This is a genomic window from Cupriavidus gilardii (assembly GCF_008801915.1).
Classification (GTDB): domain Bacteria; phylum Pseudomonadota; class Gammaproteobacteria; order Burkholderiales; family Burkholderiaceae; genus Cupriavidus; species Cupriavidus gilardii.
Genome location: NZ_VZOV01000009.1, coordinates 146,029 through 162,774 on the forward strand (window position 1 = coordinate 146,029; position 16,746 = coordinate 162,774).

Genomic DNA, 16,746 nt, shown 5'->3' on the forward strand with positions numbered 1-16,746 from the left:
CGGGAAACCGTGCGAAATACGCCGAAAACCACCGGATGCGGACGCACGTCTCCCGCCGGCGCCATCGGCATGACGCCAGTCCCCTTGTTGCAACACGGTGCACCAATCCGGTCGATGCGGGCTCACCGCCCGGGGGCAATCGCCACTAGGCCAGGCTGATCCAGGTCGTCTTCAGGTCGGTGTATTTGTCCAGCGCATGCAGCGATTTGTCTCGCCCCGAGCCGGACTGCTTGACGCCGCCGAACGGCACCGTGATATCGCCGTCCATATAGCAGTTGACCCATACCAGCCCCGCCCGCAGCTGGCGCGACACGCGATGCGCGCGGGCCAGGTTGGCCGTCCACAGGCCGGAGCCGAGACCATAGGGCGAATCGTTGGCCATGCGCAGCGCCTCTTCCTCGGTGTCGAACACGGTGACCGCCAGCACCGGCCCGAAAATTTCCTCGCGCACGATCGACAGCGATTGCGCCGGACACTCGAAGATCGTCGGCTGCAGGAAGTAGCCGCCGGTTTCCGCCCGCACGCGTTGGCCGCCCAGCCTCAACCGTGCCCCTTCGCGCTGGCCCGCCGCCACATACGACATCACGCGATCGAGCTGGCGCGCATCGACGATCGCGCCCATCGCGGACGCCGGGTCGAGCGGATCGCCGGGCTGCATGTTGGCGGCGCAGGCCTCGAGCTTCGTCATGAACGCGTCGTAGATGCCGCGCTGCACGTAGAGACGCGAGCCGGCGATGCAGATCTCGCCCTGGTTGTTGAAGATACCGATCGCGGCGGCCTGCGCCGCGCGGTCCAGGTCCGGGCAATCGTCGAAGACGATGTGCGGCGACTTGCCGCCGCATTCGAGCCAGACCCGCTTCAGGTTCGACTGGCCCGCATACTCCATGAAGCGCTTGCCGGTGGCGGTCGAGCCGGTAAACGCAATGCAATCCACGTCGGGATGCCGGCCCAGTGCCTGCCCCGCCTGAGCGCCCAGTCCCGGCACCACGTTGAACACGCCGGCTGGAATGCCGGCCTCCTCGGCGAGTGCGGCCAGGCGCAGCGCGCTCAGGGGCGACTGCTCGGCGGGCTTGAGCACCACGCTGTTGCCGGCGGCCAGCGCGGGCGCGACCTTCCAGCTTGCCATCAGCAGCGGATAGTTCCACGGCACCACGGCCGCGACCACGCCCAGCGGCTCGCGCGTGATGGTGGCCAGCACGTTGGCATCGGTCGGCGCGATCTCGTCGTAGATCTTGTCGATCGCTTCGGCGTACCACGCGTAGGTGCGCGCCGATTCGGGGATGTCGTACAGCAACGTGTCGGCAATCGGCTTGCCCATGTCCAGCGTTTCGAGCAGCGCCAGTTCCTCGCGATGCGCATCGATCAGCGCCGCCAGCCGCAGCAGCGTGGCCTTGCGCTCGCGCCGCGGCATGGCCGCCCAGAGGCCTTGCTCGAAGGCCCTGCGGGCCGCGGCGACCGCGCGGTCCACATCGGCGTCGCCGCATGCAGCCACCTTCGCCAGCACGTTGCCGGTGGCCGGATCGATGCTGTCGAAGGTGGCGCCATCGGCGGCGTCGGTCCATCGGCCGTCGATATAGGCCTGTCCGCGCAGGTTCGGGACGATCGACTGCGCGCGTTGGCGCCAATAAGCCGGGTCGTGAAGCTCGCTCATGAAGGTTGCCTCGAATCAATTGAGGAAGGAGAAACCGCCGCTGCCGCGGGTCGCCCCGGCAGCGTCAATGACAGCCCCGCGGCGACGATCAGCGCAATGCCGCCCATTGCCAGCGCGTCCGGCCAGCGGCCGAACCACCAGGCGCTGTAGACCAGCGCGAGCAGCAGATGGCAATAGTTCAGCGGTGCCAGCGTGGAAGCCGGCGCGCGCTGCAGCGCCAGGATCAGCAGCACCTGGGCCAGCGCGCTCATGAAGCCCATGGCGAGGATCGTCAGCCAGTCGACGAGGTCCGGCCACACCGCGGGCAGGAAGAACGGCGCCGGCAAGCCGGTGGCGATCATGCAGATGATCGCCGCGAAGCCGTACTGCACCGTCGCATCGACCTTGCCCGCCATGCGCCGGGTCAGCAGTTGCAGCAGCGCGTAGCCAAGCATCGCCGCCACCATCAGCGCCGTGCCGATCCACGACAACTGGCCGCCGGGGCGCACGATCAACAGCATGCCGGCGAATCCCGTTGCCACCGCCAGCCACTGACGCGCGCCGACGCGCTCGGCCAGCAACCACGGCGACAGCGCCACCACGACCAGCGGCGCCATGAAATAGATCGCGGTCGCTTCGGCCAGCGGCATCCACAGCAGCGCGGTCATGAAGCAGGTACCCATGACCGCCAGCATCAGGCCCCGCAACACCAGCAAGCCGCGATGGGGCGTGCGCCAGAAGCGCAGACGGCCCGCGTTCGCCAGCATCGCGATGGCAACGGTGCAGGTGGCCGCATAACGCACCGCATTGAGGAAGGGCGCCGGATAGCGCCCCACCAGGTGCTTGGCGGTCGCATCGACGGTGGCGAACAACATCACCACGCACAGGAACAGCAGGCCCCCGCGCCACCAGCCGGCGCCGTTGCCGGGGACCGGCGCGGCGGCGCTCACGTGCCCGCCCGCGCCACCATCGCGCCGAGCAGCACGTTGGCTCCCGCCTCCAGATGCTCCGGCCTGGCGTCCTCGATCTCGTTGTGGCTGATGCCGTCCTTGCAGGGCACGAAGATCATCGCCGTCGGCGCGACGCTGGCCATGTAGACCGCGTCATGGCCCGCGCCCGTGACGATGTCCTGATGGCGATAGCCGCGCGCCTCGGCTTCGTTGCGCACGTCGGCGATCAGCTCCGCGGCGAACGGCGTGGGCGGGAAATACTGCACGTCACGCACATCGACCTCCAGTGCCGTGCCCGTGGTGGTACCGGCGGCCAGCGACGCGCAAGCCGCGCGAAAGCGCGCATCCATCTCGGCCAGCCGGGCCGCATCCTCGTGGCGCAGGTCCACCGTGAACGTCACGGCGCCGGGAATCACGTTGCGCGAGGCCGGATGGGCATGGACCACGCCGACGGTGCCGCGGCCGTGCGGCGCGAAATCGTTGGCGATGCGCACGACTTCCTGCATCAGGAAGGTGGCGCCATACAGCGCATCGCGCCGCAGCGGCATCGGCGTGGGGCCGGCATGGGCTTCCATGCCGGTCACCGTCACGTCGTACCAGCGCAGGCCCAGCGAGCCGGTTACCACGCCGATCACGTTGTCCGCGGCCTCCAGGATCGGGCCTTGCTCGATATGCGCCTCGAAATAGGCGCCGACCTTGCGGCCTCCGACCTCGGCGCTGCCGGCATAGCCGATCGCCCGCAATTCGTCCTCGACCCGCTTGCCGTCGCGGTCGGTAGCGTCCAGCGCCATCTGCAACGGGAAGATGCCGGCGAACACGCCGGAGCCCATCATCACCGGCACGAAGCGCGTGCCTTCCTCGTTGGTCCAGATCGCCACCTCGAGCGGGGCCTCGGTCTGGATGCCGCGATCGTTGAGCGTGCGTATCACCTCCAGCCCGGCCAGCACGCCGAAACACCCGTCGAACTTGCCGCCGGTCGGCTGCGTGTCGATATGGCTGCCGGTCATCACCGGTGGCAGCGCGTCGTTGCGGCCTGCGCGTCGGCCAAATATATTGCCGACCTTGTCTACCGTCACGGTCAGGCCGGCTTCGCGCATCCAGCCGGTCACCAGGTCGCGCCCCTGACCGTCCAGCTCGGTCAGCGCCAGCCGCGCGTTGCCTCCCCTGGGCGTCGCGCCGATGCGCGCCAGCGCCATTAGCGAATCCCACAGCCGCTGGCCGTCGATCTTCAGTGTCGTCATCGTGTTCTCCTCGGGAGGCGGTGCTCAGGCCATCGCCGGCGCGAAGCCCGACAGGAAGGCATCCAGCGCGGGGCCGATGGCCTCGACCTCGTAGCCGCCCTCCTGCACCACGACCGTCGGCACGCCGAGCGCATGGATGCGTTCGCCGATGCCGCGGTAGCCGTCCATGCCGACGGCCAGCACGCTGATGGGGTCGTCCACATAGGTATCGAAGCCAAGCGACAGCACCAGCGCCTGCGGCCGGTAGTCGCGCAGCGCGTCGAGCGCGCTGTCGAGCGCGGCCAGGAAGCCGGCGTCGCCGGTGCCGTGCGGCAGCGGGAAGTTCAGGTTGTAGCCATAGCCCGCGCCGTAGCCGCGCTCGTTGGCATAGCCGGTATAGAACGGGTAGTAGCCGGCCGGGTCGGCATGCAGCGAGATCGTCATCACGTCCGAGCGCTGGTAGAAGATCTGCTGCGTGCCGTCGCCGTGATGCGCGTCGACATCGAGCACCGCGACCTTGCCGAAGCGCTTGAGCAGCCCCTGCGCGGCAATCGCGGCGTTGTTGACGTAGCAGAAGCCGCCGGCTCGGTCGCTGTGCGCGTGATGGCCGGAGGGCCGGCAAAGCGCGTACGCCATGCCGCCATCGGGCTGTTCGCAGACATAGTCCGCCGCCGCCACCGCGCTGTGGGCCGAGCGCAGGATCGACAGCCAGCTGTGCGGGCCGAGCGGGCAGCTCAGGTCGCCCAGGTAATACCCCGCCTGCGCGATCACCGAGTCGGTCGGGCAATCGGGCCGGCGGCTCTGGTCCAGCTTGCCGTTGTGGTACGGCGAAAGGTTGGGCAGCACTTCGATGCCAGGTTCGAAGCCGGGGCGCGCCAGCGCCTGCCAACGCTCGTAGGCCTGACACAGGAAATCGAGATAGGCGGCGCTGTGCACCGCTTCCAGCGGCGCGCGGCCGTAGTCCGGCGCGACGGCCAGATCGATGCCGCGCGCGGCAAGCGCGGCCTGCAGCGCGGCCGCGCGTGCGGGCACGTCGGTCGGCTCGCACAGCCGGCCCGCGCGCATGAACTGGCGGGGCTGATGGAGCAACTGGTCATCCGAGAAGAAAGCACGCATATCGTAGGTGTGGGTTGTCGAGCGGCGGTCGAGGGTGGCGCGCGCAGCGCGACGCGATCAGGCGGCCGCCTCCGCCTGGCGCGCCAGCGCCGCTGCGCGAATCTGCGACAACGTCATGCCGGGCGCGATGCCGTCGGGGTCGTAGCGCAGTTCGAGCAGCGCGGGCAGACGCTGCGTATGGGCAAAGTCGAGCGCCCTCGCCAACGCCGGGCCGAACTCGGCGTCGCTTTGCACCACCTCGCCGTGGCCGCGATAGGCGCGCACCAGCTCGCTGAAGTCCGGGTTGTCGAAGCCGAGCGCGATGGTGCGGCCGGGGAACTCGCGCTCCTGGTGCGCGCGGATGGTTCCCCACATGCCGTTGTTGAATACCAGCACGACGATGCCGAGCCGGTACTGCATCGCCACGCCGAGCTCCTGCAGGTTCATCTGGAAGCAGCCGTCGCCGGCGTAGCACACCACGGTGCGGTCCGGATATTCGAGCTTGGCCGAGATCGCGGCCGGCAGCCCGTACCCCATCGATCCCACGGTCGGCGCGAGGCTGGTGCCAACGCCCTGAAAGCGGTGGTAGGCATGCGCGAACAGCGCGTAGTTGCCGGCGCCCACCGTGATGCAGGCGTCAAGGGGCACGTGGTCGCGCACATGGCAGGCGACGGCATTCAGGTTCAGCGGACCGGGTGCGGATGCCGGCTCCTGCTGCGCCAGGTAGTCGCCGCGCGCCGCGCGGGTCTGGCTGGCCCACGCCGGTTCGGCTGCGGGCCGCAGCGTGTCGACGGCCTGTGCGAACGACACGACGTCGGCGACGATCGGCAGCGCAGGCTGGAATACGCGCCCGAGCTCGTTGGCGTCGGGATAGACATGCACCAGCCGCTGGCGCGGCAGCGGGCTCTCCACCAGCGTGTAGCCTTCGGTGGTCGCCTCGCCCATCCGCGTGTTCACCGCGATCAGCAGATCGGCATCGCGGATGCGCGCGCGCAGCGCCTCGCCCATGCCCCAGCCGACATGGCCGACAAAATTCGGATGATGGTTGTCGAAGCACTCCAGCCGGCGCCAGGCCGCGCCGACCGGCAAGGCAAAGCGCTCGGCGAAGCCTTCGATCTGGCGCATCGCTTGCGGCGTCCAGCCGGAGCCGCCAACCAGCAGGAACGGCCGCCGCGCCTGCGTCAGCAGCGTGCCGAGCGACGCCAGTGCCGCCGGGGTCGGTGCTGCATACGAACGCTGGTAGCGCGGCAGATCGGGCACCGTGGCCTTGCCCCACAGCGTATCCTCCGGCAGCGCCAGCACCACAGGCCCGGGCCGGCCGCTGGTCGCCACCGCAAAGGCGCGCGCGATGAACTCCGGGATACGGTCGGTGCGGTCGATCTGCGCGACCCACTTCGCCATCTCGCCGAACATGCGGCGATAGTCGATCTCCTGGAACGCCTCGCGCTCGATGAAGTCGTTGCCGACCTGGCCGACGAACAGGATCATCGGCGTCGAGTCCTGATAGGCGGTGTGCACCGCGATGCTGGCATTGGTCGCGCCAGGACCGCGGGTCACGAAGCAGATGCCGGGCTCCCCGGTCAGCTTGCCGTAGGCCTCGGCCATATAGCCCGCGCCGCTTTCCTGGCGGCAGACCACCGGCTGGATCGCGTCCTGATGGTCGTAGAGCGCATCGATGCAAGGCAGATAGCTTTCGCCGGGCACCAGGAACACGCGCTTGACGCCATGGATGCGCAGCTGCTGGACCAGGATCTGGCCGCCATTGCGCTCGCGCAGCGGTTGGCCGTCCACGGGGCGGCTCTGTGTGGACGCTTCGGTCATGGATTGGCTCCGTGTGCAACCGTGCAAGGCGGCGATGCCGCGCCCGCCGCCGTCTTGATCTCGATCTCGACGAACACGCATTCGCCTTCGTGCGCGTTGATCACGTTGTGTTCGACGCCGGCCGGCCGCGAATACGCGCGTCCGGCCACCAGCTGGCTGGTGACCTCGCCTTCCGGCGTCTGCAGCAGCAGCGGGCCGGTCGTCATCGGCACCACCACGTAGTCGTAGCCATGCCGGTGAAAACCGGTCTCCGCGCCGGGCGCGAAGCGCCATTCGGTGACGATCACACGCTCGTTGTCGACCTGCACGGTCGGCACTGCCTGAGGTCTGCTCATGTTGGGGCTCGCATTGGGGTTCGGTGGTGCGGCGGCTGCCGGCTATCGGCTATCGGCTGTCGGCTCTCAGCGGTCGATGCCGCCCATGCACAGGTACTTGATTTCGAGATAGTCCTCGATGCCGTATCGCGAACCCTCCCGGCCCAGGCCCGATTGCTTGACCCCACCGAACGGTGCGACCTCGTTCGAGATCAGGCCGGTGTTGATGCCGACCATGCCGTACTCCAGCGCTTCGGCGACGCGCCAGATGCGGCCGATATCGCGGCTGTAGAAGTACGAGGCCAGACCGAATTCGGTGTCGTTGGCCATGCCGACCACCTCGTCGTCGGTATGGAAACGGAACAGCGGCGCCAGCGGGCCGAACGTTTCCTCCTTTGCGACGCGCATCGCCGGTGTCACGTCGGCCAGCACGGTCGGCTCGAAGAAGGTACCGCCGATCGAATGCCGCTTGCCGCCCGCCAGCACGCGCGCGCCCTTGTCCAGCGCATCGGCGATATGCGACTCGACCTTGGCGACCGCGTCCTCGTTGATCAGCGGACCCTGCAGCACGCCGGGCTCGACGCCATTGCCGACCTTGAGCTGCGCGACCGCGGCCACCAGCTTGCGGGCGAAGGCGTCATAGACCTTGTCGTGCACGTACAGCCGGTTCGCGCAGACGCAGGTCTGTCCGGCGTTGCGATACTTCGATGCAATGGCGCCCTCCACCGCCGCGTCGAGATCGGCATCGTCGAACACGATGAACGGCGCATTGCCGCCGAGCTCCAGCGACAGCTTTTTGATGGTGTCGGCGGACTGGCGCATCAGGATGCGGCCGACCTCGGTCGAGCCGGTGAAGGTCAGCTTGCGCACCACCGGATTGGCGGTCAGCTCGCCGCCGATCGCGACAGCGTCGCCGGTCACCACGCTGAACACGCCCGCCGGCACACCGGCGCGCTCGGCCAGCACCGCGAGGGCGAGCGCCGACAGCGGCGTATCCTCGGCTGGCTTGAGCACCATCGTGCAGCCGGCCGCCAGCGCAGGGCCGACCTTGCGCGTGATCATCGCCAGCGGGAAATTCCACGGCGTGATGGCCGCGCAGACGCCGACCGGCTCCTTGACCACCACCAGCCGGCGGTCCGCCATCGGCGATGCCAGCACATCGCCGCAGACGCGCTTGCCTTCCTCGGCAAACCACTCGAGGAACGAGGCGGCGTAGACCACTTCGCCCCTGGCCTCGGCCAGCGGCTTGCCCTGCTCGGTGGTCATCAGCAGCGCGAGGTCGTCGGCGTGCGCCAGCATCAGTTCATGCCACTTGCGCAGGATCTGGCTGCGCTCGCGCGCGGTGCGGCGCCGCCAGTCGATCTGCGCGACGCGCGCGGCCTCGATGGCGCGCCGCGTCTCGGCGGCGCCCATCATCGGCACCTTGCCGATCGGCGCACCGGTGGCGGGGTTCGTGACGACGAAGGACTCGCCGCGGTCGGCGTCGATCCAGGCGCCGCCAACCAGGGCCTGCGCACGCAGCAGGCCGGTATCGTTCAGTTGCATCAATCGCTCCGGAAATTGGGCCGCGGATGTCGATCAGCGGGCCAGCACGTCGGCCAGGATGTCCAGCCCTTCGTCCATCACCGCATCGGGAATGGTCAGCGGGAACAGGAAGCGGATCACGTTGCCGTGCACGCCGCACGACAGCAGCAGCAGGCCCTTCTGCAGCGCGCGGTTCTGTACCTCGCGCGTGAACTCGGCATCGGGACTGCCGTCGGCCTGCTGGAACTCCACCGCGACCATCGCGCCGAGCCCTCGCACTTGCGCGATCTGCGGCACGCGCGGGCGCAGGCTGTGCAGCCGGTCCATCAGCCGCTGGCCGAGGGCGGCGCCGCGCGCGATCAGGTTCTCCTCTTCCAGCACCTCGAGCACCGCCAGGGCCGAGGCGACGGCCAGCGGATTGCCTGCATAGGTGCCGCCGAGCCCGCCCGGCGCCGGCGCGTCCATGATCTCGGCGCGGCCACACACCGCCGACAGCGGCATGCCGCCGGCCAGGCTCTTGGCCATCGTGGTCAGATCCGGCGCCACGCCGTAATGCTCCATCGCAAACAGCTTGCCGGTGCGGCCGAAACCGGTCTGCACTTCGTCGGCGATCAGCAGGATGCCGTGCTCGTCGCAGAGCGCGCGCAGCGCCTTGACGAAGGCGGCGGGCGCGACATTGAAGCCGCCCTCGCCCTGCACCGGCTCGAAGATGATGGCGGCGACCCGTTTCGGATCGACGTCGGCCTTGAACAGGACTTGCAGCGCCTTCAGCGAGTCGTCGACCGACACGCCGTGCAGCTCGCATGGGTAAGGCGCGTGATAGACCTCGCCCGGGAACGGACCGAAGCCGACCTTGTAGGGCACGACCTTGCCGGTCAGCGCCATGCCCATCATCGTGCGGCCATGAAAGCCGCCGGAAAATGCGATCACCGCGGGTCGCCCGGTGGCGGAGCGGGCGATCTTGATGGCGTTCTCGACCGCCTCGGCGCCGGTGGTGAAGAACGCGGTCTTCTTGGCCCACTGGCCCGGCGCGCGCTGGTTGATCTTCTCGGCGAGTTCGATATAGCTGGCATAGGGCACGATCTGGTAAGCGGTATGGGTGAACCGTTCCAGCTGCTTCTGCACGGCTGCCACCAGCCGCGGGTGGCGGTGGCCGGTGTTCAGCACCGCGATGCCGGCCGCGAAGTCGATAAAACGGCGGCCTTCGACATCCCAGATCTCCGAATTCTCGGCCCGTTCGGCGTAGAAATTGCACATCACGCCCACGCCGCGGGGCGTGGCGGCATCCTTGCGGCGGACCAGTTCGGCATTCTTCATCGTGTTCTCCATGGGGCTTCGGGTTGGGCGCACGGACGGCATCCGGGCATGCGGGCTTGCCGGCCGGGCCAATGCGTTGTCAGGCGGCGGCGCGGATCGCCTTCGGATCCCACTCCTTGCCGGGAATCGCCGCGATCAGGCGCTGCGTGTAGTCGTGGCGCGGCGCGTCGAAGATCTGGGCCGGCGGCCCTGACTCGACCACCTTGCCCTTGTGCATGACGATCACGTGGTGGCAGATCTGCGCCGCCACGCGCAGGTCGTGCGTGATGAAGATCAGGCCGATGTCGAGCCGCTTCTGCAGCGTGGCCAGCAGCTCCAGCACCTGCGCCTGCACCGAGACGTCGAGCGCGGACACGGACTCGTCGGCCACCAGCAGCTTCGGCTCGAGCGCCAGCGCGCGAGCAATGCCGATGCGCTGGCGCTGCCCGCCGGAAAACTGGTTCGGATAGCGGTCGAACGCCGAGTCCTCCAACCCGACCAGCTGCAGCAGCTCGCGCGCGCGCGCCTCCGCCTGCTGGCGCGGCACGCCATTGGCGATCGGCCCGTCGCTGACGATCCGGCCTACGGTATGGCGCGGATTGAGCGAGGCGAAGGGGTCCTGGAAGATCATCTGCACATCCTTGCGCAGCGGGCGAAAGCGCCGTTCTGGCATCCGCGCAATGTCCTGGCCCTGGAACAGCAAGGTGCCGCCGTCGATGTCGGTCAGCCGCAGCAGGCATTTGCCGATGGTCGACTTGCCCGAGCCCGACTCGCCGACGATGCCCAGCGTCTCGCCGCGCCGCACGGCAAAGCTGACGCCGTCGACCGCATGCACCACGCGCTTGCGCGAGAACAGCCCGCCGCCAGACACATAGGTCTTGCGCAGGTCGCGCACGTCCAGCACCGTCTCCGCCGCCTGGCCGTCGGCTTCGCCGCAGCGGCCGTGCGGCACCGCGCCGATCAGCCGGCGCGTATAGGGATGCTGGGGGTGGTTCAGCACCTGCTGTGCGCTGCCCATCTCGACCAGCACGCCCTTCTCCATCACGGCGACCCGGTCGGCAATCTCCGCCACTACGCCGAAATCGTGGGTCACGAACATCACGCCCATGCCCTTTTCGGCCTGGATCCGCTTGATCAAGGCGAGGATCTGTGCCTGCGTGGTGACGTCCAGCGCGGTGGTCGGCTCGTCGGCGATCAGCAGCGCGGGCTCCAGCGCCAGCGCCATCGCGATCACCACGCGCTGCCGCTGGCCGCCCGACAGCCGGAACGGATAGCTGTGCACCAGCGTGGCTGGATCGGGCAGGCCGACGAAATCGAGCAGTTCCAGCACGCGGCGCATGCGCGCCTCGCCCGGATAGGCGTGGTGCACGCGCATGACCTCCGCAATCTGGTCGCCGACCGTCATCACCGGATTCAGCGCGGACAGCGGCTCCTGGAATACCATCGCCATGTCCTTGCCGCGCATCGCCAGCAAGGTGGCTTCGTCCTGCGCGAGCAGGTCCTTGCCGCGGAACAGGATGCGGCCGCCCTGCGGCTTCAGGTAGGGCGGCAGCAAGCCCATGATGGCGTTGGCGCTCATCGACTTGCCCGAGCCGGATTCGCCGACGATGCAGAGGATCTCGCCGGCGTGCAGGTCATAGGAGATGTCGCGCACCGCGTAGGGGCGGTCGCCGCCCTTGGGCAGGGCAATGGTCAGGTCGCGAATCGACAGCAGCGGCGCGGCGACAGACTGGTTCTGGGGGTGCGGCATCGATTGAACGGTCATGGCTCGCTCCCTCATTCGCCGCGGCGGCGCAGCTGCGGATTCATGGCGTCGTTCAAGCCTTCTCCGATCAGGTTGATGGACAGTACCGTCAGCAGGATCGCCACGCCGGGCCACACGCTCATCCACCAGGCTTCGCGGATCATCGTGCGGGCCGCGCCGATCATGAAGCCCCAGCTCATCATGTTGCGGTCGCCCAGTCCCAGGAAGGACAGCGCGGACTCGGTCAGGATGGCGGTCGCGACCATGAACGAGGCCGACACGATGATCGGCGACATCGCATTGGGCAGGATCTGCGTGGCGATGATGCGCAGCGGCTTCTGGCCGATCACCACCGCGGCCTGCACGAACTCGCGCTGCTTCAGCGACAGGAATTCGCTGCGCACCAGGCGCGCCACCGGCGGCCAGGACACCACCGAAATGGCGCCGACGATCGAATAGATCGACGGATTGAAGATCGCGACGATCACCACCGCCATCGCCAGTTGCGGAATGGTCTGGAAGAACTCGGTGAAGCGCATCAGCGCGTCGTCGATGCGGCCGCCGCAGTAGCCGGCCACCGCGCCGATCAGGATGCCGAACAGCAGCGCCACCGCGGTGGAGATCACGCCGACCAGCAGCGACACGCGCGCGCCGTACAGCATGCCCGCGGTGATGTCGCGGCCCAGCATGTCGGTGCCGAACGGATAGGCCGGATCGGCGAACGGCTGCACCAGCGGATCGGCCACCATCAGCCAGGGCGATTCCTCGTACAGCACCGGGGCGAACAGCGCAAACGCGATCACGGCGAGCAGCACCAGCGCGCCGATCACCGCGCCGTAGTTGCGGCAATAGCGTTGCAGGAAGGCTTTCATGCGGTGACTCCCTTGCCGGCGACCGAGATGCGCGGATCGATGAAGCGATACAGCACGTCGGTCAGCAGGTTGAAGAAGACGACGAGGGCCGACGTCACGAAGAAGATGCCCAGCAGCAGCTGGTAGTCGCGCTGCAGCAGCGCGTCGAACATCAGGCGGCCGATGCCGGGCCACGAGAACACCGTCTCGGTCAGCACCGCGCCGCCGGCCATCTGGCCGAGCTGGATGCCGGCGAAGGTGATCACCGGCAGCAGCGCGTTGCGCAGCACGTGCACGCGGATCACCCGGCTGGCCGGCACGCCCTTGGCGCGCGCGGTCTTGACGTAATCCATGCCCATCACCTCCAGCATCGAGGCGCGGGTCAGCCGCACATAGACCGCCATGAAGAAGCAGCCCAGCGAGATCGTCGGCAGGATCATGTGCAGCGCCACGTCCTTGACACGCGCCATGCCGGTGTAGCCCGCGCCGATGGTTTCCATGCCGAAGGCCGGCAGCCAGCCGAGCACCACCGAGAACAGGATGATCGCCATCAGCGACAGCCAGAACAGCGGCGTCGCGTACAGCAGCAGCGCGCCGGACATCACCGCGCTGTCGATCCAGCGGCGGCGGTTCTCGTAGCGCGTCCGCGCGGCGATCACGCCGAGCAGCACGCCCAGCACGATCGAGAAGACAAAGGCGCCGCTCATCAGCAGGAAGGTCGCCGGCAGGCGGTCCAGGATCAGGTCCAGCACCGGCAGATGGTTGCGGTACGAGTAGCCCAGGTCGAGCTGGGCCACGCCCTTCAGATAGATGCCGAGCTGCGTCAGCAGCGGCTTGTCGAGGCCGAACTGCTCGCGCAGCTGGCCGACGAACGCGGCATCGCCGGCGCCGGCCTCGCCCGCCATCACGGTCGCGGGATCGCCCGGCGCGAGGCGGATCAGGAAGAAGTTGATGATGACGACGCCGAGCACGACCACGACGGCCTTGCCAAGACGCGATATCAGGAAGGAAAGGAAATTCACGGCAGGCTCCACTGACTTCGTGGTGGCGGTCACGCTGTCCCCTGCCCTCTCCCGCAGGCGCGAGAGGGCAGAAAACAAGGGGCGACGAACGCGGCTCAGTTCTTCTCGATCGAGACGTTGTCGAACGACTCGTTCAGGCCGATCGCCGTGGTCACCAGGTTCTTCACGTTCTTGCGGTAGAGCGTCGGGAACTCCAGCTCGAACAGGTTGGCGTTGGCGACGTCGTTGACCAGGATCCGCTGCACCTCGCTATAGAGCTTCTGGCGCTCGGCCGGATCCATGGTCGCGCCCGCCTTGGTCCACAGCTCGTCGGCCTTCGGATTGTTGTAGCCCTGCACGTTGGCGAACGGCGTGCCCTTGACGATATTGCGCGCCACGTACAGCCGCTCCACGCCCAGCGCCGGATCGCCGTACTGGTAGGTGTAGGTGGTGGTCAGGTCGAAATCCCAGTTGCTGACCCGCGCGGCCCAGGTGCCGGCGTCGGCCGATTCGATGCTGACCTTGAAGCCCAGCTGCTCGAGCATCTGCTTGGTGTACTCGTCCAGCCGATCCCAGTTGGCCCCGTACGAGGTCGCCAGGATCTTGATCGGGTACTGGCCGACATTGACGCCCGACTCCTTGATCAGGTCGCGTGCCTTCTTCAGGTTGAAGTCCATGCTCGGCATGTTCTTGTCGAAGAACAGCGTGGTCGACGCGAACGGGCTGACCGCCGGCTTGCCCATGCCGAAGAAGATGTTGTTGACGATCATCTTGCGGTTCAGCGCATGCATCACCGCCTGGCGGACCTTGACGTTGTCGAACGGCGGCTTGCGCTGGTTCATCAGCATGCTGGCCATCGGCGAGAACAGCTCCCAACCCTTGGTGGTGTATTCCACGTTAGGCAACGCGCGCAGGCGCTTGACGTCGACGTTGTCGACATCGCCGCCGCGCAGCACCTGTACGTCGCCCTTTTCGAACGCCACCGCGCGGGAGGCCGAATCGGGAATCACGTAGAAGACCAGCTCGTCCAGATATGGCTTGCCCTTCTTCCAGTAGTTCGGGTTCCTCGCCAGCTTGATGTAGGCACCCTTCTTCCACTCCTTGAACATGAAGGGGCCGGTGCCGACCGGCTTCTGGTTGGCCGGGTTGTTGCGGTAGTCGGTGCCCTCGTACAGATGCCTGGGCATCATCGGCATGGTGCCGGTCTCGAACATCGAGATGAACGGCGGGAACGGTTCCTTCAGCTTGATTTCGACCGTGGTGTCGTTGACTGCGCGAATCGACGCCATGTACTTGTTCAGCACGGCGCGCGTGCGCACATGGACCTCGCGCAGCAGCTTGTCGATCGAGAACACCACGTCGGCCGAGGTGAACGGCTTGCCGTCGTGCCACTTGACGCCGCTCTGCAGCTCGAAGGTATAGGTCAGGCCGTCGGGCGAGATCTTCCACGACTTGGCCAGCTCGGGCTGGGGCTTCAGGTCCGGCGTGTAGGTCAGCAGGCCCTGATAGATCTTGCCGGCGATGTACTGCGTCGGCGCCTGCGAATTGAGGGCGCTGACCAGGATCGGCGGCTCGGGCTGCACGATGCCGGACAGCGTGCCGCCGGTGGTCTGGGCGGCGGCGTTGCCGGCCGGCAGCGCCAGCGGCAACAGGGACAGGCCTGCCGCCGCGATCGCCAGCGAAGCCAGGCGCTGTTGAAAGCGCGTCGTAACTCGTTTCATCGGCTCGTTTCCTTGTCGTTGTGAACAGCGGGTACTGATGGCACCTACGGAGTCGCAAACTGAGGCGCAAACTGAAGCGCAAGCTGAGGCACTGCTTTGCATGGATCGCGTCCCGTCACGCCGTGACGGGGCGCATGGCCGGCGTCATGCCCTGGCAATCGGCTCCACACCGCACCAGTCGTGCAGGAACTGCGCCAACGTGGTGGTCACCCGCACCATGCTGTCGAGCGACACGGATTCGTCGATGCCGTGGATGTTGCGGGCGATGGGCCCGTAGCACGTCACCGGGGTATCGAGCATCAGGCGGAAATGGCGCGCATCGGTGGTCGCGGTCGTGGCCTCGCGCTTGACCGGCTCGCCGTGGACCTTGCGATGGGCCTCGGCCAGCGCCTGCATGCTGGGCACGTCGAGATCGAACTCGCAGCCCGGCGCATGAAAGCCCTCGTAGCGGATATTCAGTTCGAGATTGCTCTCCAGCCGCGCGACGGTGGCGCGGATGCGCGCCTCGACGATGGCCTTCGTCTCGTCGATGTCCATATGCGGATAGAAGCCGATGCGCACGCCCAGCGTGCAGGTGCACGGCACCGAGGAATTCCATTCGCCGCCGTGGATCTGCCCGAGATTGAAGTTGATCGGGTGGGCATGTTCGCGGTACACCGGCGGGCGGTTCTCCGGCCGGTTCCATTCGGCCTCGAGCTCGCGCAGGTCTTCCATCACCGCGACGCCCGCCTCGACCGGATTGACGCCCGACGTCATGTACGCCGCGTGGGCCGGCTTTCCGGTCAGTTCGATGAACATCCAGTAGACGCCGACCTGCGCGCTCATCAGCCCCTCGCCGAGCGGCTCGGGAATGATCACGGTATCGAAGGCGGCCAGCTTGCCGGCGCCCACCGCGCTGCGCAGCGCCGCCACGGTGGCCAGCGCGCCGTTGCCGGTGTTCTCTTCCTCGAGTACCGCGTTGAACCCCACCGCACCGGCCGGCTGCACGCCCAGCGCGCGCAGCGCCTTGAACGCGGCCAGCGCGCAGACGATGCCCGCCTTCATGTCGCCGGCGCCGCGGCCATAGAGCCAGCCGTCCTCGACCACCGGCATGTACGGCGGATTGCGCCACATCGATTCGGGGCCGGTGGGCACCACGTCGAGATGGCCGTTGAACAGTACCGAGCGGCCACCCTTCGCGGCAGGCCGATGCGTGGCCAGCAGGTTGTAGCGGCCGCCGTCCGGACAGCACGGCGGCGAGAACAGCGGCAGATGCCTGATGGCATCGGCGCGCAGCTCGATGCGCTCCGATGCGAGTCCCAGATCGCGCAAGGCCGCCTCGATGAATTCCGCCGCGGGCTGCTCCTGCCCCGAGGGGCTGGCCGCGGCGACAAAGCCCGACAGCGTCTCGACCATATAGGGCAACAGCGAGCGCACGGCGCCGGCGATGTCGGTGGTACTGAGGTGGCTTGCCGAATCTTGCATGAGGGCTCCTTGGAACACCGGGCTGCGAGGCTCGCCGATGTGAAAACTGCTTGCACCGGCACGCGATGGGTGGGAAATTAGCGCACAGTTGGCACCATAGATAGGTCCATATTTG

General features: G+C 67.7%; 13 protein-coding genes. All 13 read right to left on the reverse strand.

Annotated elements, in window-relative coordinates:
• Nucleotides 1-145: 145 nt before the first annotated feature.
• Complete coding sequence (locus tag F7Q96_RS13490; protein WP_053823485.1) at nt 146-1,651, reverse strand: aldehyde dehydrogenase; 1,506 nt, start codon at nt 1,649-1,651, stop codon at nt 146-148.
• Nucleotides 1,648-2,580: a DMT family transporter gene (locus F7Q96_RS13495; RefSeq protein WP_151022828.1), complete on the reverse strand. Its 933-nt coding sequence runs from the start codon at nt 2,578-2,580 to the stop codon at nt 1,648-1,650. The genes F7Q96_RS13490 and F7Q96_RS13495 overlap by 4 nt, the downstream gene beginning before the upstream one ends.
• Entirely contained in the window at nt 2,577-3,821 is a 1,245-nt protein-coding gene (locus F7Q96_RS13500; RefSeq protein ID WP_053823484.1) for a Zn-dependent hydrolase, read from the reverse strand. The genes F7Q96_RS13495 and F7Q96_RS13500 overlap by 4 nt, the downstream gene beginning before the upstream one ends.
• 24 nt (nt 3,822-3,845) lie before the next feature.
• Entirely contained in the window at nt 3,846-4,916 is a 1,071-nt protein-coding gene (locus F7Q96_RS13505) for a histone deacetylase family protein (protein WP_053823483.1), read from the reverse strand.
• 57 nt (nt 4,917-4,973) lie between these two features.
• Complete coding sequence (locus tag F7Q96_RS13510; RefSeq protein ID WP_053823482.1) at nt 4,974-6,716, reverse strand: thiamine pyrophosphate-binding protein; 1,743 nt, start codon at nt 6,714-6,716, stop codon at nt 4,974-4,976.
• Complete coding sequence (locus F7Q96_RS13515) at nt 6,713-7,051, reverse strand: cupin domain-containing protein (RefSeq protein WP_053823481.1); 339 nt, start codon at nt 7,049-7,051, stop codon at nt 6,713-6,715. The genes F7Q96_RS13510 and F7Q96_RS13515 overlap by 4 nt, the downstream gene beginning before the upstream one ends.
• 66 nt (nt 7,052-7,117) lie before the next feature.
• A complete protein-coding gene (gene gabD, locus F7Q96_RS13520; protein WP_053823480.1) occupies nt 7,118-8,575 on the reverse strand; it encodes an NADP-dependent succinate-semialdehyde dehydrogenase in 1,458 nt (485 codons plus the stop codon).
• Nucleotides 8,576-8,608: 33 nt separating this feature from the next.
• On the reverse strand, nt 8,609-9,871 hold the full coding sequence (gene gabT / locus F7Q96_RS13525; RefSeq protein WP_053824544.1) for a 4-aminobutyrate--2-oxoglutarate transaminase: 1,263 nt from the start codon (nt 9,869-9,871) through the stop codon (nt 8,609-8,611).
• Nucleotides 9,872-9,950: 79 nt separating this feature from the next.
• Nucleotides 9,951-11,615, reverse strand: coding sequence for an ABC transporter ATP-binding protein (locus tag F7Q96_RS13530; protein WP_170265848.1), 1,665 nt, complete (start codon nt 11,613-11,615; stop codon nt 9,951-9,953).
• A gap of 11 nt (nt 11,616-11,626) precedes the next feature.
• Nucleotides 11,627-12,466: an ABC transporter permease gene (locus tag F7Q96_RS13535; RefSeq protein WP_053823479.1), complete on the reverse strand. Its 840-nt coding sequence runs from the start codon at nt 12,464-12,466 to the stop codon at nt 11,627-11,629.
• Complete coding sequence (locus tag F7Q96_RS13540; RefSeq protein WP_053823478.1) at nt 12,463-13,467, reverse strand: ABC transporter permease; 1,005 nt, start codon at nt 13,465-13,467, stop codon at nt 12,463-12,465. Before F7Q96_RS13540 ends, F7Q96_RS13535 begins: the two co-directional genes overlap by 4 nt.
• 95 nt (nt 13,468-13,562) lie before the next feature.
• On the reverse strand, nt 13,563-15,167 hold the full coding sequence (locus F7Q96_RS13545) for an ABC transporter substrate-binding protein (RefSeq protein ID WP_082371680.1): 1,605 nt from the start codon (nt 15,165-15,167) through the stop codon (nt 13,563-13,565).
• Between the two features lie 144 nt (nt 15,168-15,311).
• A complete protein-coding gene (locus F7Q96_RS13550; RefSeq protein ID WP_053823477.1) occupies nt 15,312-16,631 on the reverse strand; it encodes an ArgE/DapE family deacylase in 1,320 nt (439 codons plus the stop codon).
• Between the last annotated feature and the right edge of the window lie 115 nt (nt 16,632-16,746).